Source organism: Evansella sp. AB-P1 (genome assembly GCF_029688925.1).
GTDB lineage: Bacteria > Bacillota > Bacilli > Bacillales > Salisediminibacteriaceae > Evansella.
The window spans coordinates 47,613-70,309 of the sequence record NZ_JARUKY010000001.1; the positions used below are offsets into that span (position 1 = coordinate 47,613).

Here is a 22,697-nt window from a genome sequence, read left to right on the forward strand (position 1 = left end):
AAATGAGGGGAATGAAATTGGTGTTATCTGGAAGAACCATATTTTCAAAAATAAATAGGAAAGAAATCATGATAGAGCCCTTTACTTTGGAGCAAATTCAACCAGCCTCCATTGATTTACGTTTAGGTACACATTTTCTAGCTATTGACGAACATAAAAATGCCGCAATTTCTTTAGAAAAACCTGGGAACTATAGAGAGATTAAGACAGAAGAGAAAATAATTCTTCCACCCCATACTTTTTTGTTAGCAACTACAATGGAAACGCTAGAGCTACCAAACAACTTAACTGCATTTGTAGAAGGAAGAAGTTCTATCGGACGCTTAGGATTGTTTATTCAAAATGCAGGCTGGGTAGACCCAGGCTTTAAAGGACAGATTACATTAGAATTATTTAATGCAAACAGTCTTCCTATCGAATTAACTGTGGGGAGAAGGATTTGTCAGTTAGTGGTTGCAGAAGTAAACGAAGAGGCAGAGCCATATAAGGGAAAGTATCTTTACCAGTCGGGTGCTACTAACAGCAAGATATATCAAGACGAGGAAGTGAAAATCAATAGTAAAGTATAAAAGATACAATAGCTCAAAAATACAAATAGTAATAATTACGATTTACCTCAATATAATTAAGGTAAGATAAAATAAAGGGATATCGTAAGGGGAGAGGTAGGGAATGGAAAAAATTCCAGTATTCGTTCTAAGTGGATTTTTAGGGAGTGGTAAAACAACACTTTTAAAGCAATTACTACAAACATGTGAAGAAAAGGGAGTTACTCCTGCTGTTTTAATGAATGAAATAGGGAAAACAGATATGGATGGAGAGATTATTCTCGAAAAGAATAAACAACAAATTATTGAGAAGTTATTGGATGGTTGTATTTGCTGCAGTAAAAAAAGTGAAGTTTCCGATTCAATCAAAAAACTCCTTCAAAATCAGCCAGATGTCATTTTTATTGAATTGACAGGGGTTGCTAATCCGGAGGAAGTGGTAGATTCTTTGACTGAACCTGAAATGATAGATAATCTTTACTTAGAAAAAGTGATAACAGTCCTTGATGGGGAGAATGTTCTTGAGTATAACAGTATTTTTGATTCTGTTCGAGAATTGGTACAAACAACAAGACGGCAAATAGAAGTTGCTGATATATTAATAGTCAATAAAGTAGACTTAATTTCAGAATCTCATAAGGAAAAAGTAAAGAAAGTAATTAAAAAACAAAATACAGTATCCCCTGTTTATTTTACCTCTTATTGTGAAGTAGATATTAACCTTTTGTTAAGAGATATAAAGGTAATCAAGAATAAATTATCATTACACAAAAAAAGGCATACACATTCTCATGATGAACATAACCATGAACATAAACACAATCACAAACATAAACAAAACCGATCCTATGCACGAATAAATACAATTACATTGGATTTTAACCACCAGACGAAACCTGCTAAAGTGGATAAATTTTTAAAGAAGTGGCGGCCCAACTTGTTAAGGGCAAAAGGTTATATTCCTTTAAAAGATGGTAGCTACTTACTACAACACGTAATGAAAAGAACTTACTTGGAACCATCAGAATATATGGATAGACATTACTTAGTGATGATTGGTATTGACTTAAATATAAATGAAGTAGAAAACGAATGGGCAAAATTGAATGTATAATGAATAAAGACAACAAAGGAATTTTCTTTTGTTGTTTTTTTCTTTTGAATGATAAGAATTTATAAAATTTTTACTCTACGAAAGTTATCTAGCTACAGGCACATTAGGGCGCCTGTAGCTTTTCTTGTTAAATCGTAATTATTTGGATTTGTTGTCATGATCCTACCTTGTCCGAATATATTTTCAGTAAATATAAATAGTGGAGGATCTAATGATACGGCGTATTGAACAGAATTTGGCAGAAATAACAGGTTTTATTATTCTAGTTTCTGTATTTTATCTTGTGGTAGTCAATGAACGTTGGACTGTGCAAACAATTTTATTGCCAGAATCCCTTTTAGCCTTCAACACGATTTTTCTTAGTATTTTAATTGAGGCAATCCCCTTTGTTCTAATTGGAGTTTTTATAGCGGGGCTGATACAAGTTTTTGTTACAGAAGAGCATATAAAAAAACTAATCCCTAAAAATAGAATCATGGCTGTAGGGATGAGTTGTATGTTGGGAGCTTTATTTCCAGCATGTGAATGTGGGATCGTTCCAATTGTAAGAAAACTAGTCTATAAGGGGGTGCCCATCTTTGCGGGCGTAGGTTTTCTTTTGACTGGCCCACTCATAAACCCGATTGTTATTGCTTCCACCTATATGGCTTTTGGTCAGGATCTAAGAATAGCGTTAATAAGAATGGGACTGGGACTGCTCATTGCACTTGTTATTGCCGTGAGTATTAGTTTTCTATTTAAGGGGAATCAATTAAAAAAAACAGCGACTCTCCTTGAACCTGAGCAGTCTACCAAACGTTTTCCCCTCCTTTTACGAATAAGGGCCATGTTGATCCATTCTGTAGATGAATTTTTTGATGTTGCTAAATATTTAATAATTGGAGCCATGTTAGCTGCATTGGTTCAAACCTATGTATCTACAAATTACCTGATAGGATTAGGAGAAGGAATGATGTTTTCTACAGCAATCATGATGGGGCTTGCTTATCTTTTATCCCTTTGTTCAGAAGCAGATGCCTTTATCGGCGCCTCCTTTCGTCATGTGTTTCCAGAAACCTCAATATTAGGATTTCTTATTTATGGTCCAATGCTTGATTTAAAAAACACGATAATGATGCTTGCTGTATTTAAACTTCGTTTTGTATTGGTGTTAATGATCATTATAACAATTAGCGTCTTTGGTGTACTGACGTTTGTTCATCCTTGGATATGAGGAGGTAGTTCGTTGTATTTGCAAACTCAGCAAGCGGTGAAAGCAATCGTATTATTACTGTTTTCCGGATTTATTTTTATGCTTCATCATACAGGAGAGATTACAAAATTTATTAATCCTCAATACACAGCATTTAGCCAGATAGCTTCAGTTATTTTTTTGTTACTATTTTTTATTCAAGTCCCTAGAATCTTTATATCCAGAGAGCAGGCGGAAGATCATGATTACTGTACGATATTAGGGTGTAATCATGAAATGGGTGATAAGAGAAAAGTTTCTTTAAAGACTGGTGTAGTTTATTCCATTATCCTACTTCCCTTGGTAACAGGTTTATTGTTTCCGTATAAGGAACTTGGAGCAGCAGAGGCTGTAAAAAGAGGGATTTGTTATACGCCAATCCAGAAGCATTCAAGTCATTCAGAGGTATTAGAAACGTCTAATAAAACTCTTGACGAAATGGTGAGAAGTCCTGTTCTTATTTTAGATAACTTTAATTTTTTGGATTATGTGAACAACATCATAACCTATCCTGAGTTATTTAATGAAAAACCTATTGAATTAGAGGGATTTATATTAATGGATGATACATTGTCTCATCATCCACTCTTGGGTAGGTTTTTAGTTACACATTGTGTTGCAGATGCCCATGTTACAGGATTGCTCTTATCAAACGATGATGAAAATCTACGAAATATAAATGGTTGGGTTAAAGTGAACGGACAAATTAAAAGATTGGAAACTAATGGTATAGAAATACCGATTATTCAAGTAAAGGAATGGAAACAAATAGATCAACCAGAAGCACCATATATTTATCCGTAATGTAAGAGGGAAGCTATTTTAAATAATAATAAATACTATTTATTTCATAGGATAATAAAAGTATAATTATATTATAAATTATAAGATCAATGGATTTATTTGAGTGAGGGAATGTAATGAAAGTAGAAGTAGCTATGCAAAAATTAAAAGAAAAAGGATATAAATATACTCAAAAAAGAGAGAAGATTTTAGAAATATTTACGAAAGTAAACGGTTATCTTTCTGTAAAAGACGTTTACAAAAAAATAAAACAAGACTATCCTACCATTAGTTTAAATACGGTCTACCTTAATCTTTCCTTCTTTGAAGAGGCAGAGATTTTAGAAACGACAGATTTAAATGGGGAAAAAGTCTATAGGTTTTCTTGTGAAGATCAACATCATCATCATATTATTTGTACAGAATGTGGGAAGGTAAAAGCTATTAATATATGTCCAATGGATGCCATATATGGTAACCCTCCTGGATTCACAATAACTGGCCATAAATTTGAAATATATGGGTGCTGTGATGAGTGTAATAAATAACTAGCAAAGGTATTAACTATAAAAAAGAGGGACTTCGAATTAAATTTAAGTTCCCTCTTTTCTTATTATACTTGTTAAGCTATATAGCTGTAGAGAAAACCTTTAATGACTATGCTTGAAGCTCAATTAATGTTGCATTCATATGTTCAAAATCCAGATTTTCTCCTATAACGACCATTAGTGTTGAATAATCATTTTGATTTCTGTAACGTTCTATCATTATTCCTCCATAGGAATAGTTGAATAGATATATTCCTGGACTTTCATCTAATTTAACAAAGCCTTTTGCTCTATATAATTGTCCGGGTAACTTGTTTAACCATTTTTCCAAACGTATACGATTGACTGGGTGTTCTATACGGAAAGTAAAAGTACGTAAGTTGAAATGGGCATGTTCTTCTTTATGACTGGCATATGATGGTGATTTCAAAGTATGGTTTGTAGAGAATATTATTTTCGGATTGATATCTGCATGTACGGCAGGAATTATGGTTCCATCTCTGTTTTCTCTCTTAACGCTTGCAATTAACGAGTCGATCATATCTTCCTGGACTGTATCTAATTTGTTGACAACAATAACATCCGCATATTTTATGTGTTCTCTTATAAGTTTTTTTAGTTTAATACTCATTTGTCCCATAAGCCACTGCTTAGCATTTACTACAGTAATAATACCTTTCATTTCAATTTTATTTGCTAGTACTGGGTGTGTACAAGCATCAACAGTCTCTATTAAGTGAGCTGCACCTGACGACTCTATATATATGGCATCCAATTCATAGGTTGATAATAATTCCTCTAGTCGTAAGCTTAATTCTCCTTGCAAATTGCAGCATATACATCCATTCAATAATTCTTTTATTGGAGTATCCTTTGGGATGAGTTGACTATCAATGCTGATTTCTCCCATTTCGTTCATAATAACTCCAATGTTTCTCCCTTGCTTCTGTTCAAATTCAATTAATTTAGCTAATAATGTACTTTTTCCACTTCCTAGAAAGCCACTAAGTATAAATATATCAACTTTACTACTCATGTATAATTAATCTCCTTTTAATTCTATTTATTTGAGTCTTGTATCTATCTCGCTAATTAGTATTACAAGATTGAATTTCTAAAGTCCCTATCATTTTATATATGATAATTTTGCAATTGCATCATGCATATGAATAGATTCCTCGTTCCTACATTCTACCGTAAAAGATTTTATTTCTTCTTTTTCATACAAATCGGCTCCCACTAAACGAACAATGTCTTCTACAAAACGAGGGTTTTCATATGCATGTTCCGTTACAGACTTTTCATCTGGCCTTTTTAATACAGGATACAACATGGAGCTTGCATTTGATTCTGCAGCTTTAAGTAAATCTACTTTCCAATCTTGTGTTAATTCAAAGGGATTAAAGAAGGCTGCCTTAATGGTCACGTATCCTCGTTGATTGTGTGCACTGTATTCGCTTATTTCTTTTGAACAAGGACATAGAGTTGTAACAGCAACTTTTAATTTAACTTCATGGTTAAATCCATTATCTTGATCAAATGTTACGTTTATACCAATTTCAGCATGTGCTAAACCATCTTTCTTTAATAAAGGACTTATCCTATTAAAAAACCATGGAAAACGTACACTAATTTCAGCACTTTTTTGTTCCATTCTTTCTGTTAGTTTCTTGACGAAAGAATACAAGTTTTCTAAATCTAGAACAAATCCCTCAACATGGTACTCTTGAAGTAATTCCGTAAGGCGGCTCATATTAATACCTTTATTAAACTGCTGCAATCCTGTTGTTAATGAGAATGTTCCAATTGTAGTTTGTGTTTTGGGGTCATAACTAGATTGAACAATGACTGGGTGTTTTGCATTACATATACCTACGGAGTCAAGAGAGAATAAAAAATCATTCGGTGTATTTTGAAGATCAGTCATGTCTTCTTTATTTATAGGCTTGTTTCCAATTATAGGAGGTACGGATCCAAATCTTTTATGACGTTCTTTTTTACTAGGTAAGTACTTCTTATTCATAGTAATATCCCCTTTAATAAATAGTAATCATTACAATTTAATTATTATACCAGTTCTTTAACGGAAAATCTTTGACTAAGCTCATGTTTACATAAAATATAGGTGTCCATTATTAAAGAAGTAACTGAAATTTAGTTAAGAATTTGAGTATATACATTTGACCAAGAACATAAAAACAATTACAATAACATACAAATAGTAATAATTACTATTTAAGGTGGTTGACTTTGCAATTGGTAAAGTATATGAAGCAGTATTTTGAAATGAAAGGAGATAGGATATGCTGGATGATTTATACAAAAAAATAGTCATAGAGCATGCCAAATATAGACGTAATCACAAGAAGTTAGATGGAGAGAATGTAAGAAAGGTCCATTATAAAAATCCTACATGTGGAGATGTCATTACATTATACCTACAATTACAAGGGGAAGAAATTAAGGATGTAACCTTCGAAGGGGAGGGATGCAGTATTAGTATGGCTTCCGCCTCTATGATGACAGAGCTAATTAAAAATAAGGATTTAAGAAATGTCTCAATTATAAGGAATGAATTCGAGCATTTAATACGTGAGGGGAAAGAACCACTTGGTGATATTGATCTTGGGGATGCGATGTCATTACAGGGAGTATACAAATTAAGAGCCCGTCATAACTGTGCTTTAATGGCTTGGCAAGCATTGGATAAACTATTATCGGATGTAAGTGCTTATAAAGGAATTGAGAAATAGGCAGTGCTTTATAAAATTCTCTTAAAGAAAAGTAATTTTTTACACGATAAATCGTAATGATTATTATTTTCATGAGATGAAATTTTAAATAGGAGGAATTACAAATGAGTAAAAATGATAAGATCCCTGTTACGGTTTTAACTGGATATTTAGGAGCCGGAAAAACAACATTATTAAACTATATGTTAAGTGCCGATCATGGGAAAAAGATTGCGGTTATTGTTAATGAATTCGGAGAAGTAGGCATTGATAACCAATTAGTAGTTGGTGCCGATGAAGAAATCTTTGAAATGAACAATGGGTGTATTTGTTGTACAGTACGAGGAGATTTGATTCGTATTTTACATGAATTGAAAGAAAAAAGAAGTGATCGTAAGGAAGAACTAGAATTTGACCGCATCGTTATTGAAACAACTGGACTTGCAGATCCAGGTCCTGTTGCTCAAACCTTTTTTGTAGATCCTTCTATATCTGAATATTATCATTTAGATTCCATCGTTACTGTAGTGGATTCCTATCATGCCCATGATCAGTTAGACAGATCACACGAAGCGCAAGAACAAATTGCTTTTGCAGATGTACTCTTACTAAACAAGATAGATTTAGTAAGTGCAGAAGAAATAACGATATTAGAAAACAGATTAAAGAGGATGAATCCATCTGCCACCATTCAATATGGAGAGCACAGTCATGTGGATTTAGATAAACTTCTTGATTTATATTCCTTTGATTTAGATAAAAAGCTTGAAATAGCACCTAATTTTCTAAATGACCGACACCATCATCATGATGACCATGTCAAAGCTATTGTCTTAAGAACAGATAAACCATTAAATCTTAAAAAAGTAGAAATGTGGATGGATACAGTGATTAAAATACTTGGACCTAGTATGTACCGTTATAAAGGAATATTTAACATAGATAATTTAGATAAAAGAGTAGTGTTTCAAGGCGTTCATATGCTTTTTGCTGGACATGCAGATAGACACTGGAGATCAAATGAAAAACGAACAAGTGAAATGGTGGTAATAGGTACAGATTTAGATGAAAAGTGGTTCCAAGAACAATTTGAAAAATGCACTTCAGCTTAAGAAGGGGGATTTAAATTGGCTACATGGGATTTAAGGGATACCCAGCATCATTTATTAATTTGTAATGGAGGAAGTTGTACGCAAGCAGGAGCTGAGCAATTAGTTCAGGCTGTTAGAACTGAAATTGGAAAAAAGGGATTGGATGATAGAATACATACGTCTAGAACACTCTGTAATGGGCGGTGTCAAGACAAATGTGTTTTAATTTCCTACCCAGATGGCTATTGGTATAAGGAGATGACAAGTGAAGACGTTCCTGAGTTTATTGAATCGTTAATAACAGGTGAATTGATGGAAGAGAAATTAAGTCTTTCATTTAATGGAAATGGATTTCAGCCTACAAAAGGTACTTTTATCGGTCTAGAAAAAGAGAGAGAGACAGTTGAGAAAGTCTCAAAGAAGTTATAAGAATACGGTATTGAAATCAAAAAGAAGTAGGTATATGCTACTCAATTTGGGCAAATACAACGACACGATTCTATCTACGATAACCAATAAAGCCATGTCGAGTGTGAACAACGCCAACAGGCGTTTTGCTTGAAATTGCTAACATTGAGATAATATTATTGGAGGTTTTTCATAAGTTGATCAAAATTGTGGAAGCCTCTTTTTTATAAAAAGAATAAATAGATTCTTACTCTTTGGCTTCTACCTTAAAATACTCTGATTGATTAGGTTTTCTTCTAATGTATTAGATTCAGCTAATGTTTTTTATAGATTGATTGATTTCCTAATCAGCATCCTTTCTGCTACTTTTAATGAAAATTTTGATGAGGGAAATTAGTTATATATTGCATTTCTCTTAATGTTAACCTTTTTGCTTCTTTCTCAATAGACCAAAACTTCGAACAAACGGAAGTAGTTCATCTAGATATTTAACATTTAAGTTTGCTATGATGTTAATATATTTTGTTTACTAATAAGGGTTATATGTTTTCTTAACAATCTTATTAAAATTTCAGGAAATTCAGACTCACACAAAAATAGATATAATTTCTGCTGTTCAACTGATCAAACTCTTATATTGCGTGAATAACGAGTTATTTTCTCTAGCAAAAAAGCATTTATATTAACACAATTTATGAATTCCGACATAAAACTGCTTATTTTTTATGGTATAATTTTATTTTAAATAAAAGGTAAAGGGGTAAATGGCTTTTTTCATTTTTTATAGGCCATAAATGATCTGTGTTATGAATATAATCACTGTAGTACTTATCGTTCTAATTCAATTATTATTAGTTTTCATGGCTATTATTTCAATTGTAGTCTTAAAGGATGATGTACTTGATATCATTGGAATCCCAATTCACTTGATTTTTGTAGTTTTGTTAAATGTTATTTCATTATACATATTAGGGAAAATTTATAAACGTGAGGAGAAACGAAAAGTTTATAATGCAGAATTAACTCACATTCAAGAGTTTCGATCTTTAGTTGCTTCTGTCCGATCTGAACGCCATGACCTAAATAATCACTTAACGGTGATTTCTGGTCTAATGAAAATAAATAACTATGATGCTGCTAATAAATATATCCAAGATATGATTGGAGATATTCGGATTAATAGTAAAGCATTAACAATTAAAAACCCCACTCTTGCTTCAATACTATATTCTAAAATGGATAAGTACCAAAGGGAAATGGTACCATTTGAGGTTAATATAACAAATGAAGAAATTGTTACTGTAATTTCTTCTACTGATTTAATAAGGTTAATTAGCAACTTGCTTGATAACGCCTATGAAGCGACAGTCGAACTACCTATTGAAGATCGTAAAATCCAATTAGAAATTCATAAAGTCAATGAAAAGGTGAAAATATCTGTTCAAAATACATCTATTTTGAACGAGATTACTGAAAACCACTTTAAACAGGGTTATTCTACCAAAGCTAATTCTGACAGGGGATATGGCTTAGCAATAGTCCAAGAAATTACTGGGAAATACAATGGTTCATTAGTAATTAGTTCGAATGATAGTTTAATAATTTTTGAAATTACTTTTCCGATGGGGTTGGAAAAATGATCAGTTATGTTAGTGAAAAGATCGCCCAAACGTTAAGTACTTATGTTGATAGAGCAGCTGAAGTTGATTATATTCGTTATGGGGTCGAAATTTTAATTAGGGGAACTATTAAAATCACAGTTTTACTTTTAGCAGCGTATTTATTAGATTTATTTTTTCCAATGCTCTCTGTTCTGCTTACGTTTATCATTTTTCGATTTTTAACAGGGGGGCATCATTATTCTACATACCTCCGTTGCTTGATTGCAGGCCTTATTATCATGCTATTAATTTCTTTTATCTCGATCAAATTAGCCTTTTTCATAGATTTTCTAGGAATTTTAACTTTGTTATGTTTTTCTGTTTTGGTTGGTCTATTTTTATCTTATAAATATGCCCCATCCAATCATTTTTACAAAAAAATGACTGAGAGTCAGAAAAAGAAGCTTAAAAAATACTCACTAGCAGCTATTCTTATTTGGGGTTTACTAATCTATAGCCTAATTCTGACCTCTTATTCAACTGAAATTGTTTTAGCTTCACTTTTTGGCTTTTTATTTCAAATAGGAACTATACATCCATATTCTTATTTGATAGTTAATAAAGTTGAACTAATACTAGAAAGGAGGAAAAACACTTGAAAAAATTCGCTAAAATTATTGTTGGCTTTGTAGTAACGTGTATTGTATTTATAGCAAAAGCTGAGGTAACTACAGCATCTTCTAGTCTACTATATCAACCTAAACTACCTAAGGATAATGAGTAAACATAATAATTTACTTTAACAGTAGCTCTCATGATATAATGCAATTTTATTATCCTAGAAACTCTATAGGAGCCATTGGTTTAGTTACTTTTATTATCGTTTCCCAGAAGCTTTTTTAATGCTGTTATTTCATTTGAACAAATTGTAGAGAGTCCTTGGTTAGGTTTTTTAGCTGGAGTTATGACTGTACATATCACCTTATTAGTCAGTCTGCTAGTTGTACGAAAGTTTAAGTTAACAATTGGATTCCTTTATTAAAGTAAACGACAAATTGTACAAGGTGGTCAAATTAATTTTTCCTATTAGTTTGGCCCTTTTTCAATAATTATACTTCTTTGAAGCACGTTCTCACCAATAGTTTGACTAGTCTAACTATACATTTGTACCACTACTATTTTTCATATAATATAGCTTCAAAAAGGATTTGTAGATTTATCGGGAATTATCGTCGAATCCATTAACAGTCCTTCATGCCTTCTATAAAATGATGGATGTTGTTTAATTCACTTCAAAGCAGGAGAATAGTTATGGAAAAAGAGTACTTAAAGATAGAGTTGGAATACAAAATTGAAACATTTCGGATTTGTATGATTTTTTTAGCTCAATCAAAAGGATTTAACCATCCTGATACTATAAAATGTAGTCAAGAGCTAGATGTTCTATTAAATAAATACCAACGGAGTGAAGGGACATGAAAGATTATTTGATAACAATATCAGTTGGTGTTTTAATTGTTATTTTTAATGGGTTTTTTATAAGCTTTAACTTCGTATTTACTTACCTCAATATCTAGGATGTGGTCTGGTTTTGGTTTGTTTCTATTGGCTTTATGTCCTGCAATATGTGCGTCGCTTTTTTCCCACTTCTTTCAATATTCCTCCGATTCCCATGTGATAAGAATAGCAACCTCTTCCTCTCCTTTTGTCCCTTTTTTCACCATAATCTTTAGGTCCACAAATCCTTCCTGCTCCTCAATAATGCCTGGTCTGCTGAATCTGTCGATAACTTGCTTTGCATTCCCTTCTTTTACTGTCACTTTTCTTAATTGTATGAACATGTTTTTATCCCCAATCTTTTTCTATAGATCTTATCAGGAGAACGTTCCTGTACTATCCGAATCTGTAAATAATTGATCTGTCTTTCTACTGCATTATTACTGGAAACCTGTTTTGTAAATTTCTCTTTGCGAAGGTCTAGACTCATGGTTTACTTGTTTCCTATTTTTCACTAAAAGATTTTTTACGTAGAACATGCAAGTTTTTTCCGTTGTAAAACCTTCATTTATGTAATGCTTAAGGTTATTCATATCGTGTATAATAAATTATAGAATATATTTAGGATTGAGGGAGTATATGGATTATAGCAAATATATATTATCCAATTCGATTGGGTATCAAATATCGACTACAGCAAGATTAGTCAATAATCGTTTGAATTCTAATTTCAAAGAAAAGGATTATCCAGTGAATCATGAACAATATTCAATCATGATTCAGTTATGGGTAGAGGATGGATTAACTCAAAGTAAACTTTCTACATTAACAGGAAGAGATCAAGCAAATGTTTCAAAGATCATCAATAGTCTAGTAAAAAGTGAATTAGTAACGAGAGTTCCGCATCCTGTAGATAAAAGAAATAATTTAATATTTTTGACAACAAAAGGTAAGAAAATGCAAATTGGCTTGATAGAACAAGCGGTAAAGACGATAAAAGAAATTTCTGATGGGATTGACCCCAAAGATATGAAAACATTTTTGGAAGTATTAAGTAAGGTAAACGAAAATTTAACGAATCATGAATTCAATGTGAAAGAAACATGACGGAAACGCCTAGCAGTGGTAAACGGAAAGCTGCTAGGTGTTTTTTTGTCTTAAAATGCTTGTTTGAAACAAACGTTTATATCATTCTAAAACAAAAGTCAATCTCTGTATACGTTTAACTGATAAAAAATACTTGTTGGCACAATTAATTTATATTTTCTCATTGACAATCATTATCAATTAGTAATATACTGTAACAGTGGTAAAGATAATCATTATCAATTAGAAGTTGAAAGACTCCTAGATTATTTTTTAAACCTTACATTGATAATGATTATTACTTTCATTTATTGGCGTAGAGAGCAGGGTTAGAATATGAAATTAAGGTATTTGTTTCTAGCACTAATTCTATTATCAATCACTTCCTTATTTATTGGAGTAATAGGAGTTAGTCCGTTAGACATCTTCAACTTAACAGAAGAACAAGCACAAATATTGTGGATTAGTAGATTCCCACGATTAGTTAGTATCATCCTGGCAGGGGTTGGTATGAGTGTATGTGGTCTCATAATGCAACAATTAACGAGAAATAAGTTTGTATCTCCAACGACAGCTGGTACCCTCGATTCAGCAAGACTTGGTGTTTTAGTATCGTTAATGCTTTTTTCTACAGCAGGAGCATTTGTTCAAATGCTAGTAGCCTTCGCATTCGCTTTAGTAGGTACATTGGTTTTTATGAAAATACTAGAGAAGGTGAAGCATAAAGATGTTATTTTTATTCCATTAGTAGGGTTAATGTTTGGTAGTATTATTGGTTCTGTCACAACATTCTTTGCTTATAGAAATGACTTAATTCAAAACATGTCTTCTTGGTTACAAGGAAATTTTTCATTGATTATAAGAGGGCGTTACGAGCTTTTATACATAAGTATTCCCCTAATGATTATTGCTTATCTATATGCAAATCGTTTTACGGTTGCAGGGATGGGCGAAGATTTTTCTATAAATCTAGGACTTAATTATAAAAGGATCGTAAATATAGGTTTAATCATTGTTGCTGCGGTTGCGTCAGTTGTTTTATTAACAGTTGGAATGATTCCATTTTTAGGATTAATTATTCCTAATATCGTAAGTATTTACAATGGAGATAATCTTAAGAGGAATTTGCCTCATACAGCATTACTTGGTGCAGTGTTTGTGCTTATTTGTGACATTTTGGGGCGCCTAGTAATTTATCCATATGAAATACCAATTGGAACAACGGTTGGAGTTATGGGAAGTGCGATTTTCCTTTACTTATTGATGAGGAGAAAAGCCTATGAGTAATAAAACGAAATTAATTATACTAGCAATTTTAGCACTTTTATTCACGACTTTGTTTATCTTTTATAATCTCAATTTCAGCAGTAATTTAGAGTATATATTACCAAGACGTGGAGCTAAAATTTTAGCGATTATCGTTACAGGTGCGGCCATTGCTTTTTCAACGGTTGTCTTTCAAACGATTACGAATAATAGAATCTTAACGCCAAGTATTATAGGATTTGATTCACTTTATTTATTGATCCAAACCTTTTTAATCTTTGTATTTGGATCTACTAGTTTTCTAGTTATAAATAAAGAAGCTAACTTTCTATTATCTTCTGTTATGATGATTGTTTTTGCTGGACTATTTTATAAGATTATATTTAAACAAGGGAGAAATATTTACTTTTTACTTCTAGTTGGGATCGTCCTTGGTACATTATTTTCAAGTATTTCTACCTTTATGCAAGTGTTAATTGATCCGAATGAATTTTTCATTGTTCAAGATCGTATGTTTGCGAGCTTTAATAATGTGAACACCGATATCTTGACCATATCAATCATTCTATTTATTTTTGTAACCTTTTATTTTTGGAAATATTTAAAGTACTTAGATGTTCTCTCTCTAGGAAGGGATACAGCGGTTAATCTAGGAGTGGATTATGACCATGTGGTGAAGCGGTTACTAATTCTTGTAGCTATTCTAGTATCTATTTCCACTGCTCTTGTAGGACCAATATTATTTTTAGGTTTACTCGTAGCTAATGTGACTTATGAATTTCTTAAAACCTATAAGCATTCTTATATCATTTCATGCGCAATGTTAATTAGTGTTGTTTCTCTAGTCAGCGGCCAGTTTTTAGTTGAAAGACTATTTTCATTCTCGGTACCCATCAGTGTGATCATTAACTTTATTGGTGGTGTGTATTTTATCTACTTACTATTAAGGGGGAATAAGTCATGGTAGTTGTAAAAGGGGTTTCAAAGAAATACGGAAATAAAAATGTGGTAGAAGATGTTTCCGTTGAAATAGAAAAAGGAACAATTACATCATTTATTGGGCCGAATGGAGCTGGAAAAAGTACATTAATATCTATGATTAGTCGCTTGATCGCGAAGGACTGTGGTCTGATAAGTATAGATGAAAAGGAATTGAGTGAATGTAAGAGTGAGGATCTTGCTAAAAAGATTTCTATACTTAAGCAATCGAATCACTTAAATATAAGGTTAACTGTTCGTGATCTAGTTTCCTTTGGGAGATTTCCATATTCAAAAGGGAACTTAACGAAGGAAGACTGGAAGCATGTGGATCAAGCAATTGATTATTTAGAACTTGGTGATATGCAGCATAAATTTCTAGATCAACTTAGTGGTGGTCAACGGCAAAGAGCCTTTATTTCAATGGTTATAGCGCAAGACACTGAGTATGTCTTGCTAGATGAACCACTCAATAATTTAGATATGAAACATTCCGTTCAGATCATGCACGTACTAAGAAGGTTAGTAGATGAACTTGGAAAAACAGTCGTTGTCGTTATTCATGACATAAATTTTGCTTCCTGTTACTCGGACCATATCGTAGCTCTTAAAGATGGGAAAATTGTCAAGAAGGGAACCACCCCTGAGATTATCAACCCAGAGGTGTTAAAGGAAATCTATGATATGGATATTCAAATAGAGAAAATTAACCAAAATCGTATTTGTGTTTATTTTTAGTTTGCTACAAAGTAAAAACAAACATTTGGTAATACGTTATGTTGATTGTTTCCTGAAATAGCCTGATCAACTATTTCTAAAGATGAAGCTATCAATTATAACATTACAATATATAACAATGAGTAAGGAGAAATGGTCAATGAAAAAAAATGTATTATTACTATTCTTAGCCCTCATGCTAATTTTTGTTCTTGCCGCTTGCGGAGGAGAGCAAGCTAGTGGAGATGAATCTGGAGAATCAAATGAAAATGATTCAGAATCATCAGAAGATGTGGATTCGGAAGAGCCTAGTGAAGTAACAATTACACATGAATTTGGTGAAGTAACAGTACCGTTAAATCCAGAAAAAGTAGTTGTTTTTGATATGAACACATTGGAATCATTAGATAAAATGGGTGTAGAAGTAACTGGTGTTCCTCAAGCGAATATTCCATCATACTTAGACAAATATGAAGATGCTAGTTATGAAAACATTGGTTCATTTTTTGAGATTGATTTTGAAAAAATTGCAGAAATCAATCCAGATTTAATTGTTATCTCAGGTAGACAGCAAGAGCACTACGATGAATTAAGTAGTATTGGTCCTACACTTTATATGGCCATTGACTATAACAATTATTTAGATTCATTTAAAAATAACATGACAATCTTAGGTCAAATATTTGATCAAGAAGAGTTTATTGCAAGTGAATTAGCGGCGATTGATGAGGCAATTGCATTTATTAATGAAAAAGTATCCGCTGAAGAAACAGGTCTAGTTGTTTTAGCTAATCAAGGAAATGTTAATGCTTACGGAACTGGTTCTAGGTTTGGTATTATACATGATGAATTTGGTATTACTCCAGCTGATGAGGGTATTGAGGTTTCAACACATGGTATGAACGTATCGTTTGAGTATATTGTTGACAAAGATCCTGATTATTTATTTGTAGTTGATCGTGATGCAGTAACTACTGGTGAGTCTGCAGCGAAAAATACAATTGAAAATGAATTAGTACAAAATACGAAAGCTTATCAAAATGATAACATCTATTATTTAGACCCAAGCTATTGGTATGTAGCTGGTGGCGGACTGGTTTCTCTGAATGAAATGGTGAAAGCAATCGAAGAAGCACTTCAATAAGAAAAACGAGCTATCCTTTGGGTAGCTCGTTTTTTGATTCGAACAAGATTCCATTCTTTTTAAAACAAAAACTTCCCTATGAACATGCCCAAAGAAAAGATTTTTACATACATTAGTTACTAATAGGCTAATGGGCCAGTGCGAGAGTGGATACGAATGAAAAATTAGTATTTAATTAAAGGGTGATAGTGTTACAATAATAATGGAAAATGGTTATGGAGGGTGAATATGAAGATTAAACTTGGATTATTGTATGGTGGAAAATCAGCAGAACATAAAGTATCACTACAAACGGCAAAAGCTGTTATTAAAGCATTAGACTTAACTAAATATGAAATCCATCCAATATATATTTCAGAAACTGGTGAGTGGGTAAGAGGAGCACAGCTTGAAGGCCCAGTGGAAGATGTGAGTAAGCTTCAATTGAAAGAAGAAGGGAAGCCCCTTTCTCCAGTTGCGTTAAATTCGGAAATTTTCCCTGTATCAGCAAATCAAACAAATGATGACAAAATTGATGTAGTTTTCCCATTGCTACACGGACCTAACGGAGAAGATGGAACTGTCCAAGGGTTATTAGAACTATTGAACATTCCATATGTAGGAAATGGTGTATTGGCATCTGCGGCTGGAATGGATAAAGTAATGATGAAAAACATCTATGAGCAGGCTGGTATTAAACAGGCTAACTATGTTTGGTACATTCGTAGTGATTGGGAAAAGAACGCCGAAGCGGCATATAAAAATGTGGAAGAAACCCTTGGTTACCCTTGTTTTGTCAAACCAGCAAACTTAGGGTCAAGTGTTGGAATAAGCAAATGTAAGGATCGTGAAAGCTTAGTAAAAGCTTTTGAGGAAGCCTTTGAATATGATCGTAAAATCATCATAGAAGAAGGAATTGACGGTCGAGAAGTGGAAATTGCAGTTTTAGGAAACGATGATCCTCAATGCTCTGTTGTGGGCGAAATTGTTCCCAAAACAGACTTTTACGACTATAAAGCTAAATATGAGGATGGAGACACGGGACTAATCATTCCCGCTGACATTACGGAGGAAGAATATGCAGAGATTAAGCGGGTTGCTATCCAGTCTTTTAAAGCTCTCGATTGCTCAGGGTTAGTCCGTGCTGACTTCTTTTTAACAAAAGATGGTGAAGTCCTCATGAATGAAGTAAATACAATGCCAGGTTTTACGCCATTCAGTATGTTCCCAATGCTGTGGCAGGAATCAGGGTTGCCTTACTCACAACTCATTGAAAAATTAGTGGGGCTTGGAGTAGAACGTCATGAGGAAAAACAGAAGATTAAATACACTTTTTAAGTTAAAGAAACGAGGTTGACTGCATTGTGAGTCAGCCTCCTTTTTCGTAAAATAGAATCAATGATGAAAGAATTCATTTGTACAGACTATAGACATACTTCCTAAACTGAAAACAATATTTTTGAGTGATGCGTACCATAAAAGGCTTAACGTATGTTTTGATAAGAAGGAGAGATTACGATGATAAATAAGAAGTTCACGGACATTGCTCCTTGGGTAAACGGGGAAGTTGTTAACCTAAAGGATACTAATATGGAAGTGAAGGGCGTGTCCACAGATACACGTACAATACAAAAAGGAAATCTTTATATTCCTATTGTAGGTGAAAATTTTAATGGTCATGATTTTGTGAACGTTGCTGTGGAAAATGGCGCTGTCGGCGCTCTTTGGCAAAAGAATCAGCCATCTCCGCCGGAAGATGTTCCACTTCTTTATGTAGAGGACACGCTATTAGCATTACAGAACTTAGGAAAAAGCTATTTAGAAACTCTTCCTGCAAAGGTTGTGGGGATCACTGGAAGTAATGGGAAAACAACAACTAAGGATATGGTTAGTTCTGTATTGGGAACAACGTATAAAGTACAGAAGACAGTGGGGAATTACAATAACCATATAGGGTTGCCGTTGACGATTCTACAGTTAGAAGAAGATACGGAGATAGCGGTATTGGAAATGGGGATGAGTGGAAGAGGAGAAATCGAGCTTCTTTCCACCATTGCAACACCTGAAGCTGCAATTATTACAAACATTGGTGAATCCCACTTGCAGGATTTGGGATCAAGAGAAGGGATTTCTGAGGCAAAATTAGAAATTACAACAGGGCTAAAAGAAAAAGGGACATTGGTGATACATGGGGATGAACCGCTTTTAACAGAAAAAGTGGCAAACAGCCCATTTCATATCGTTACTTTCGGAAGCACTGATAAAAATGACTATTTTCCGGTACACATTCAACAGAATAACGACGGTACCTTTTTTACAATAAATGGCCGTGAAGATACTGAGCTTTTTATCCCTGTTCTTGGTAAACACAATATTAATAATGCTCTTTCAGCCATAGCCATCGCAGAAATGTTGAACGTTACTATTTCTAACATAAAAAAAGGATTGGAAAGGATAAAGATCACTGCTATGCGCATGGAATTGATTCAAGGTGCAGATGGAGTTGCCGTAATTAATGATGCTTACAATGCAAGTCCTACATCCATGGATTACGCTATTGAATTAGTTCAAGATTTAAAGGGGTATAAGAAAAAAATTGTGGTTTTAGGTGATATGCTTGAACTTGGAGATAAGGAAGAGTCCTTTCACTATGATGTTGGAAAAAAAATAGATCCAAGCAAAATCGACTTTGTGTTCACGCTTGGGAGACTAGGTAGTAAAATTGCCGAAGCTGCGAAATTTAATTTTTCAGAAAGTAAGGTTATATCAACTAATGATAAAGCTACGTTAATTACAAATTTAAAAGAAATTGTAGAAGACGGTGATATAGTATTAGTAAAGGGATCCCGTGGGATGAAACTAGAAGAAGTTGTGAGTGCATTGTCTTAAGTTTTCATGTAATTGCTGAAAATAATGATTTTAACAATTAAATCAAACAAGGTTTAAAAGGTAAAAAAACGTTGACATATTTTGATAAGTGATTTATTCTAAACAAGGTAAATTTAATAACCTCGTTAGGTGAGGCTCCTGTGCTGGAGATACGCTGCTGCCCAAAAATGTCCAAAGACGCCAATGGGTCAACAGAAACCATCGACATAAGGTGGTTTTTAATGTAGCTGGAATTTTCCTATGCCGCACAGTGCTAAAGCTCTACGAATGGAGGAATCGCTAGCTGCATCGCTATGCCTATTTTTAGGTGTGCAATTTTGATGCAATTATTAGGATGTGTACAAAACCACCTTCATTTGTTATGAAGGTGGTTTTTTAACGTTTAGGGGGTGGTGTGGAAGTGGATAGTGATCCTTTGTCAGAACAACAGTATTTAAGTCAGAAAGAGAATGAGAAAAATAGTAATAATAGTAGACAAATGAATGACTGGTGGTTCTCGTTTTCATTACCATGCTCCTGTAGGCATATTGGATAATGAATTAGGTTGTCGTAATAGTATAAGTAAAATTGTAAAATCGTTTTTAAAAATTGAAAAATGAGGGTATGGAATTTAGAAATAGTTGAATAGGAAGGAATGTTTTATGAAACTTTAAAACATAGTACCGGTCTTTAATTGTTAGGAGGAGGCAAAAAATGAACAGATTAAACGAGGAAGCAAGAGAGCAATACTTTGATTCTATTTTCAAAGCATTAAAAAATAAAGAGAAGAACATCTTTTTAGAGTATTTTTTAGAATTACACCCTACCGATCAGGTGGAATTGTTTCAAGCGTTATACAAAGATAAGAGACCGATGTTTTACGAATACTTATCAGCAGAACAATTTGCCGATATTTTTCAGGGGTTAGAGTTGGAGGAGCAAAAAGAAGTTGTATTAGAGCTCGATAAGGGATATGCAGCAGGAATGTTTAATTATATGCAGGCAGACGATATTGCTGATTTCTTAGCTGAAATTAATGAACCACATGCAAAGGATATATTAGCGGCAATGGACAAAGAGGAAGCGGACGAAGTTATTGAATTACTTTCCTATCCAGATGAGTCTGCTGGGGCATTAATGACGAAAGAATTTATATCCATTAAAGCTGGAAACACAGCTTCTGAAGTAATGGATATTTTGCGGAATGAAGGTCCTGAAGCAGAAACCATTTATTACCTATATGTCGTAGATGAAAAGGATAAATTAGTTGGCGTTGTTTCATTAAGAGATTTAATTATAACCCCATTAACAGAAAAAGTGGAAAATATCATGAGTACACAAGTGGTTTCTGTTGAAGCTCATACTGACCAAGAAGAAGTTGCGCAATTAATCAAAGATTACGATCTATTAGCAGCCCCTGTCGTGACAACGACGAATGAACTCATTGGTATCGTAACGGTTGATGACGTGATGGATGTGTTAGAAGAAGAAGCAACAGAGGACTTTGATGACTTTACCGCAGCTAAAGGGGCAACGGATGTAAATATTACATCATTTTCTGCAGCAAAGAAACGATCTCCTTGGATTATAATGTTAATGTTCTTTGGTTTAATTACAGCAGGTGTAATTGGTCGATTTGAGGAAACTCTTGAAGAAATAGTGATTTTGGCAGTATTTATACCGCTTATTATGGACTCTGCAGGTAACACTGGTACACAATCTCTTGCAGTAATGGTACGTTCTTTAGCGACAGGTTCCTTTGAGAGAAAAGGGTTACTCCATACGATCAAAAGGGAATTTGGAACGGGGGTTATGCTTGGTTTAATTTGTGCGGTTGTTTTAATAATTGTTATTCCTTTCTTATATGAAGGTGGCTTAGTATTAGCTGCAATTGTGGGTGTTTCCTTATTCTTAACTCTTAGTATTGCTACTATTATTGGTGCTGTTGTACCAGTAGCAATAAATAAATTAAAGCTTGATCCAGCCATCGCATCAGGTCCATTTATTACAACAGTAAACGATATTTTAGGTTTATTGATTTACTTTTCTATCGCTACGGCGTTATTAGATTATTTACCAAGATAAAATAGGATCTTCGTTAGGTGAGGCTCCTGTGTGAAGATATGCTGCTGCCCAGAAATGTGGAGACACACCAATGGGTCAACAAGAACTATCGATGAAGGTGGTTTTTAATGCAGCTGGGTGTACCCTATGTCACACAGTGCTAAAACTCAACGATGGAAGATGTTTTTACTTTTCGTGTTGGCACCTTCTTCGTTGAAGGTGTCTTTTTTGATAAAACAACTCACTTACTTTTTATCCTTTTGGGAAACTTAAGGACAGCAGCTGTGAGATGAGAGGGGGAGTTCCAATGGTATTTGATTTAGTAATCATAATTAAATTATCGATTGCATTATTTTTTGGAATGTTGATTGGCATTGATCGGCAATTGAAGCACAAACCTCTAGGATTAAAAACGAGTATGGTCATATGTGTAGCTAGTTGCTTAGTAACCATTGTATCTATTCAATCCTTTCACCAATTTGCATCTCCAACCTTTAATGCAATGGACCCGATGCGACTAGCGGCTCAAATTGTAAGTGGGGTAGGTTTTCTTGGTGCAGGAGTAATTTTAAGAAGAAGTAATGATGTTATTTCTGGCCTAACAAGTGCTGCGATGATTTGGGCAGCGTCAGGTCTTGGAATTGCTGTAGGTGCTGGCTTTTATTTTGAAGGGTTAGTTGCTGTAGTTTTACTAATAGTTGCTGTTAATGTCTTACCAACACTTATTAAAACTGTTGGGCCAGCTACATTAAGAGAACGTGATGTAGCGGTGAAAATCGTGATGGAGCCTAATTATAAAATGACCGAATTACTGAAAGCGGTAGAACAAAAGGGACAAGGTTTAAGTGAGAACGAGAAAAGTGATATAAATATTCGAAACATTAAATTAAAAGACTTAGCGAATGGTAATCAACAAATTGATTTAACTATTTCTGCTCCTGAAAAACAATATACTACTGAAATTTACTATCTTATAAAGAAGATAGACTACGTATTAACTGTTGATGTAGAACATTTGTAAAAGAAGGAAAGGGGTGAAATG

Annotated in this window: 24 protein-coding genes, 1 pseudogene and 2 riboswitches; of the genes and pseudogenes, 22 read left to right on the top strand and 3 right to left on the bottom strand. The window is 33.6% G+C overall.

Annotated elements, in window-relative coordinates; genetic code table 11:
* Positions 1 to 17: 17 nt before the first annotated feature.
* The 5 genes from dcd to QA612_RS00215 all read left to right on the top strand — a co-directional run bounded on the left by dcd (position 18) and on the right by QA612_RS00215 (position 4,224).
* Positions 18 to 569 (top strand): dCTP deaminase, encoded by a 552-nt coding sequence (dcd, locus tag QA612_RS00195; RefSeq protein ID WP_278282096.1) that lies wholly within the window; start codon positions 18 to 20, stop codon positions 567 to 569.
* Between the two features lie 103 nt (positions 570 to 672).
* The gene (locus tag QA612_RS00200; protein ID WP_278281719.1) at positions 673 to 1,662 is read left to right on the top strand and encodes a CobW family GTP-binding protein; all 990 of its coding nucleotides are present in this window, start codon (positions 673 to 675) and stop codon (positions 1,660 to 1,662) included.
* A 211-nt stretch (positions 1,663 to 1,873) separates the two neighbouring features.
* Entirely contained in the window at positions 1,874 to 2,875 is a 1,002-nt protein-coding gene (locus QA612_RS00205; protein ID WP_278281720.1) for a permease, read from the top strand.
* Positions 2,876 to 2,887: 12 nt separating this feature from the next.
* Positions 2,888 to 3,697: a TIGR03943 family putative permease subunit gene (locus tag QA612_RS00210; RefSeq protein WP_278281721.1), complete on the top strand. Its 810-nt coding sequence runs from the start codon at positions 2,888 to 2,890 to the stop codon at positions 3,695 to 3,697.
* Between the two features lie 116 nt (positions 3,698 to 3,813).
* Positions 3,814 to 4,224, top strand: a complete 411-nt coding sequence (locus QA612_RS00215; protein WP_278281722.1) for a Fur family transcriptional regulator — start codon at positions 3,814 to 3,816, stop codon at positions 4,222 to 4,224.
* A gap of 109 nt (positions 4,225 to 4,333) precedes the next feature.
* Here the strand turns inward: QA612_RS00215 and QA612_RS00220 are convergent, their stop codons facing one another.
* Entirely contained in the window at positions 4,334 to 5,260 is a 927-nt protein-coding gene (locus tag QA612_RS00220; RefSeq protein ID WP_278281723.1) for a CobW family GTP-binding protein, read from the bottom strand.
* A gap of 90 nt (positions 5,261 to 5,350) precedes the next feature.
* Positions 5,351 to 6,247, bottom strand: coding sequence for a GTP cyclohydrolase FolE2 (gene folE2, locus QA612_RS00225; RefSeq protein WP_278281725.1), 897 nt, complete (start codon positions 6,245 to 6,247; stop codon positions 5,351 to 5,353).
* A 280-nt stretch (positions 6,248 to 6,527) separates the two neighbouring features.
* On the opposite strand from folE2, the gene sufU reads away from it, so the two are divergent.
* The 7 genes from sufU (at position 6,528) to QA612_RS00260 (ending at position 11,535) form a co-directional block, all read left to right on the top strand.
* Positions 6,528 to 6,977 carry a Fe-S cluster assembly sulfur transfer protein SufU gene (gene sufU / locus QA612_RS00230; protein ID WP_278281726.1) on the top strand — a complete coding sequence of 150 codons (450 nt, stop codon included), beginning with the start codon at positions 6,528 to 6,530 and terminating at the stop codon, positions 6,975 to 6,977.
* Positions 6,978 to 7,081: 104 nt separating this feature from the next.
* Positions 7,082 to 8,068, top strand: a complete 987-nt coding sequence (locus QA612_RS00235; protein ID WP_278281727.1) for a CobW family GTP-binding protein — start codon at positions 7,082 to 7,084, stop codon at positions 8,066 to 8,068.
* Positions 8,069 to 8,083: 15 nt separating this feature from the next.
* Positions 8,084 to 8,476, top strand: coding sequence for a (2Fe-2S) ferredoxin domain-containing protein (locus tag QA612_RS00240; RefSeq protein WP_278281728.1), 393 nt, complete (start codon positions 8,084 to 8,086; stop codon positions 8,474 to 8,476).
* Between the two features lie 785 nt (positions 8,477 to 9,261).
* Positions 9,262 to 10,095 carry a sensor histidine kinase gene (locus QA612_RS00245; protein WP_278281729.1) on the top strand — a complete coding sequence of 278 codons (834 nt, stop codon included), beginning with the start codon at positions 9,262 to 9,264 and terminating at the stop codon, positions 10,093 to 10,095.
* Positions 10,092 to 10,715 carry an accessory gene regulator B family protein gene (locus tag QA612_RS00250; protein ID WP_278281730.1) on the top strand — a complete coding sequence of 208 codons (624 nt, stop codon included), beginning with the start codon at positions 10,092 to 10,094 and terminating at the stop codon, positions 10,713 to 10,715. Before QA612_RS00245 ends, QA612_RS00250 begins: the two co-directional genes overlap by 4 nt.
* Complete coding sequence (locus QA612_RS00255; RefSeq protein ID WP_278281731.1) at positions 10,712 to 10,840, top strand: cyclic lactone autoinducer peptide; 129 nt, start codon at positions 10,712 to 10,714, stop codon at positions 10,838 to 10,840. Before QA612_RS00250 ends, QA612_RS00255 begins: the two co-directional genes overlap by 4 nt.
* A 527-nt stretch (positions 10,841 to 11,367) precedes the next feature.
* Entirely contained in the window at positions 11,368 to 11,535 is a 168-nt protein-coding gene (locus tag QA612_RS00260; RefSeq protein ID WP_278281732.1) for an aspartyl-phosphate phosphatase Spo0E family protein, read from the top strand.
* Between the two features lie 32 nt (positions 11,536 to 11,567).
* Here QA612_RS00260 and QA612_RS00265 read toward each other — a convergent pair.
* Positions 11,568 to 11,897: pseudogene (locus tag QA612_RS00265) on the bottom strand (antibiotic biosynthesis monooxygenase).
* Positions 11,898 to 12,192: 295 nt separating this feature from the next.
* Between QA612_RS00265 and QA612_RS00270 the strand changes: the two are divergent.
* The 10 genes from QA612_RS00270 to QA612_RS00315 all read left to right on the top strand — a co-directional run bounded on the left by QA612_RS00270 (position 12,193) and on the right by QA612_RS00315 (position 22,676).
* Positions 12,193 to 12,660, top strand: a complete 468-nt coding sequence (locus tag QA612_RS00270) for a MarR family winged helix-turn-helix transcriptional regulator (protein ID WP_278281733.1) — start codon at positions 12,193 to 12,195, stop codon at positions 12,658 to 12,660.
* A 315-nt stretch (positions 12,661 to 12,975) separates the two neighbouring features.
* Positions 12,976 to 13,926: an ABC transporter permease gene (locus QA612_RS00275; protein WP_278281734.1), complete on the top strand. Its 951-nt coding sequence runs from the start codon at positions 12,976 to 12,978 to the stop codon at positions 13,924 to 13,926.
* Complete coding sequence (locus QA612_RS00280; protein ID WP_278281735.1) at positions 13,919 to 14,872, top strand: iron chelate uptake ABC transporter family permease subunit; 954 nt, start codon at positions 13,919 to 13,921, stop codon at positions 14,870 to 14,872. The genes QA612_RS00275 and QA612_RS00280 overlap by 8 nt, the downstream gene beginning before the upstream one ends.
* Entirely contained in the window at positions 14,866 to 15,621 is a 756-nt protein-coding gene (locus tag QA612_RS00285; protein ID WP_278281736.1) for an iron ABC transporter ATP-binding protein, read from the top strand. Before QA612_RS00280 ends, QA612_RS00285 begins: the two co-directional genes overlap by 7 nt.
* 139 nt (positions 15,622 to 15,760) lie before the next feature.
* The gene (locus QA612_RS00290; RefSeq protein WP_278281737.1) at positions 15,761 to 16,744 is read left to right on the top strand and encodes a siderophore ABC transporter substrate-binding protein; all 984 of its coding nucleotides are present in this window, start codon (positions 15,761 to 15,763) and stop codon (positions 16,742 to 16,744) included.
* A 228-nt stretch (positions 16,745 to 16,972) separates the two neighbouring features.
* Entirely contained in the window at positions 16,973 to 18,061 is a 1,089-nt protein-coding gene (locus tag QA612_RS00295; protein ID WP_278281738.1) for a D-alanine--D-alanine ligase, read from the top strand.
* A gap of 180 nt (positions 18,062 to 18,241) precedes the next feature.
* A complete protein-coding gene (locus QA612_RS00300) occupies positions 18,242 to 19,612 on the top strand; it encodes a UDP-N-acetylmuramoyl-tripeptide--D-alanyl-D-alanine ligase (protein WP_278281739.1) in 1,371 nt (456 codons plus the stop codon).
* A gap of 114 nt (positions 19,613 to 19,726) precedes the next feature.
* A riboswitch (M-box (ykoK) riboswitch) is annotated at positions 19,727 to 19,892 on the top strand.
* A gap of 114 nt (positions 19,893 to 20,006) precedes the next feature.
* On the top strand, positions 20,007 to 20,147 hold the full coding sequence (locus QA612_RS00305) for a hypothetical protein (RefSeq protein WP_278281740.1): 141 nt from the start codon (positions 20,007 to 20,009) through the stop codon (positions 20,145 to 20,147).
* A gap of 158 nt (positions 20,148 to 20,305) precedes the next feature.
* On the top strand, positions 20,306 to 21,676 hold the full coding sequence (gene mgtE, locus QA612_RS00310) for a magnesium transporter (protein ID WP_278281741.1): 1,371 nt from the start codon (positions 20,306 to 20,308) through the stop codon (positions 21,674 to 21,676).
* Between the two features lie 2 nt (positions 21,677 to 21,678).
* Positions 21,679 to 21,841, top strand: a riboswitch (M-box (ykoK) riboswitch).
* 121 nt (positions 21,842 to 21,962) lie between these two features.
* Positions 21,963 to 22,676, top strand: a complete 714-nt coding sequence (locus QA612_RS00315; protein WP_278281742.1) for an MgtC/SapB family protein — start codon at positions 21,963 to 21,965, stop codon at positions 22,674 to 22,676.
* Positions 22,677 to 22,697: the final 21 nt, after the last annotated feature.

Excerpts from the sequence above, each read along its gene's own strand:
- QA612_RS00200 (WP_278281719.1), top strand. The coding sequence starts at position 673 with ATGGAAAAAATTCCAGTATTCGTTCTAAGTGGATTTTTAGGGAGTGGT.
- QA612_RS00205 (WP_278281720.1), top strand. The coding sequence starts at position 1,874 with ATGATACGGCGTATTGAACAGAATTTGGCAGAAATAACAGGTTTTATT.
- QA612_RS00215 (WP_278281722.1), top strand. The coding sequence starts at position 3,814 with ATGAAAGTAGAAGTAGCTATGCAAAAATTAAAAGAAAAAGGATATAAA.
- QA612_RS00220 (WP_278281723.1), bottom strand. The coding sequence starts at position 5,260 with ATGAGTAGTAAAGTTGATATATTTATACTTAGTGGCTTTCTAGGAAGT.
- folE2 (WP_278281725.1), bottom strand. The coding sequence starts at position 6,247 with ATGAATAAGAAGTACTTACCTAGTAAAAAAGAACGTCATAAAAGATTT.
- sufU (WP_278281726.1), top strand. The coding sequence starts at position 6,528 with ATGCTGGATGATTTATACAAAAAAATAGTCATAGAGCATGCCAAATAT.
- QA612_RS00235 (WP_278281727.1), top strand. The coding sequence starts at position 7,082 with ATGAGTAAAAATGATAAGATCCCTGTTACGGTTTTAACTGGATATTTA.
- QA612_RS00245 (WP_278281729.1), top strand. The coding sequence starts at position 9,262 with ATGAATATAATCACTGTAGTACTTATCGTTCTAATTCAATTATTATTA.
- QA612_RS00250 (WP_278281730.1), top strand. The coding sequence starts at position 10,092 with ATGATCAGTTATGTTAGTGAAAAGATCGCCCAAACGTTAAGTACTTAT.
- QA612_RS00260 (WP_278281732.1), top strand. The coding sequence starts at position 11,368 with ATGGAAAAAGAGTACTTAAAGATAGAGTTGGAATACAAAATTGAAACA.
- QA612_RS00270 (WP_278281733.1), top strand. The coding sequence starts at position 12,193 with ATGGATTATAGCAAATATATATTATCCAATTCGATTGGGTATCAAATA.
- QA612_RS00275 (WP_278281734.1), top strand. The coding sequence starts at position 12,976 with ATGAAATTAAGGTATTTGTTTCTAGCACTAATTCTATTATCAATCACT.
- QA612_RS00280 (WP_278281735.1), top strand. The coding sequence starts at position 13,919 with ATGAGTAATAAAACGAAATTAATTATACTAGCAATTTTAGCACTTTTA.
- QA612_RS00285 (WP_278281736.1), top strand. The coding sequence starts at position 14,866 with ATGGTAGTTGTAAAAGGGGTTTCAAAGAAATACGGAAATAAAAATGTG.
- QA612_RS00290 (WP_278281737.1), top strand. The coding sequence starts at position 15,761 with ATGAAAAAAAATGTATTATTACTATTCTTAGCCCTCATGCTAATTTTT.
- QA612_RS00295 (WP_278281738.1), top strand. The coding sequence starts at position 16,973 with ATGAAGATTAAACTTGGATTATTGTATGGTGGAAAATCAGCAGAACAT.
- QA612_RS00300 (WP_278281739.1), top strand. The coding sequence starts at position 18,242 with ATGATAAATAAGAAGTTCACGGACATTGCTCCTTGGGTAAACGGGGAA.
- mgtE (WP_278281741.1), top strand. The coding sequence starts at position 20,306 with ATGAACAGATTAAACGAGGAAGCAAGAGAGCAATACTTTGATTCTATT.
- QA612_RS00315 (WP_278281742.1), top strand. The coding sequence starts at position 21,963 with ATGGTATTTGATTTAGTAATCATAATTAAATTATCGATTGCATTATTT.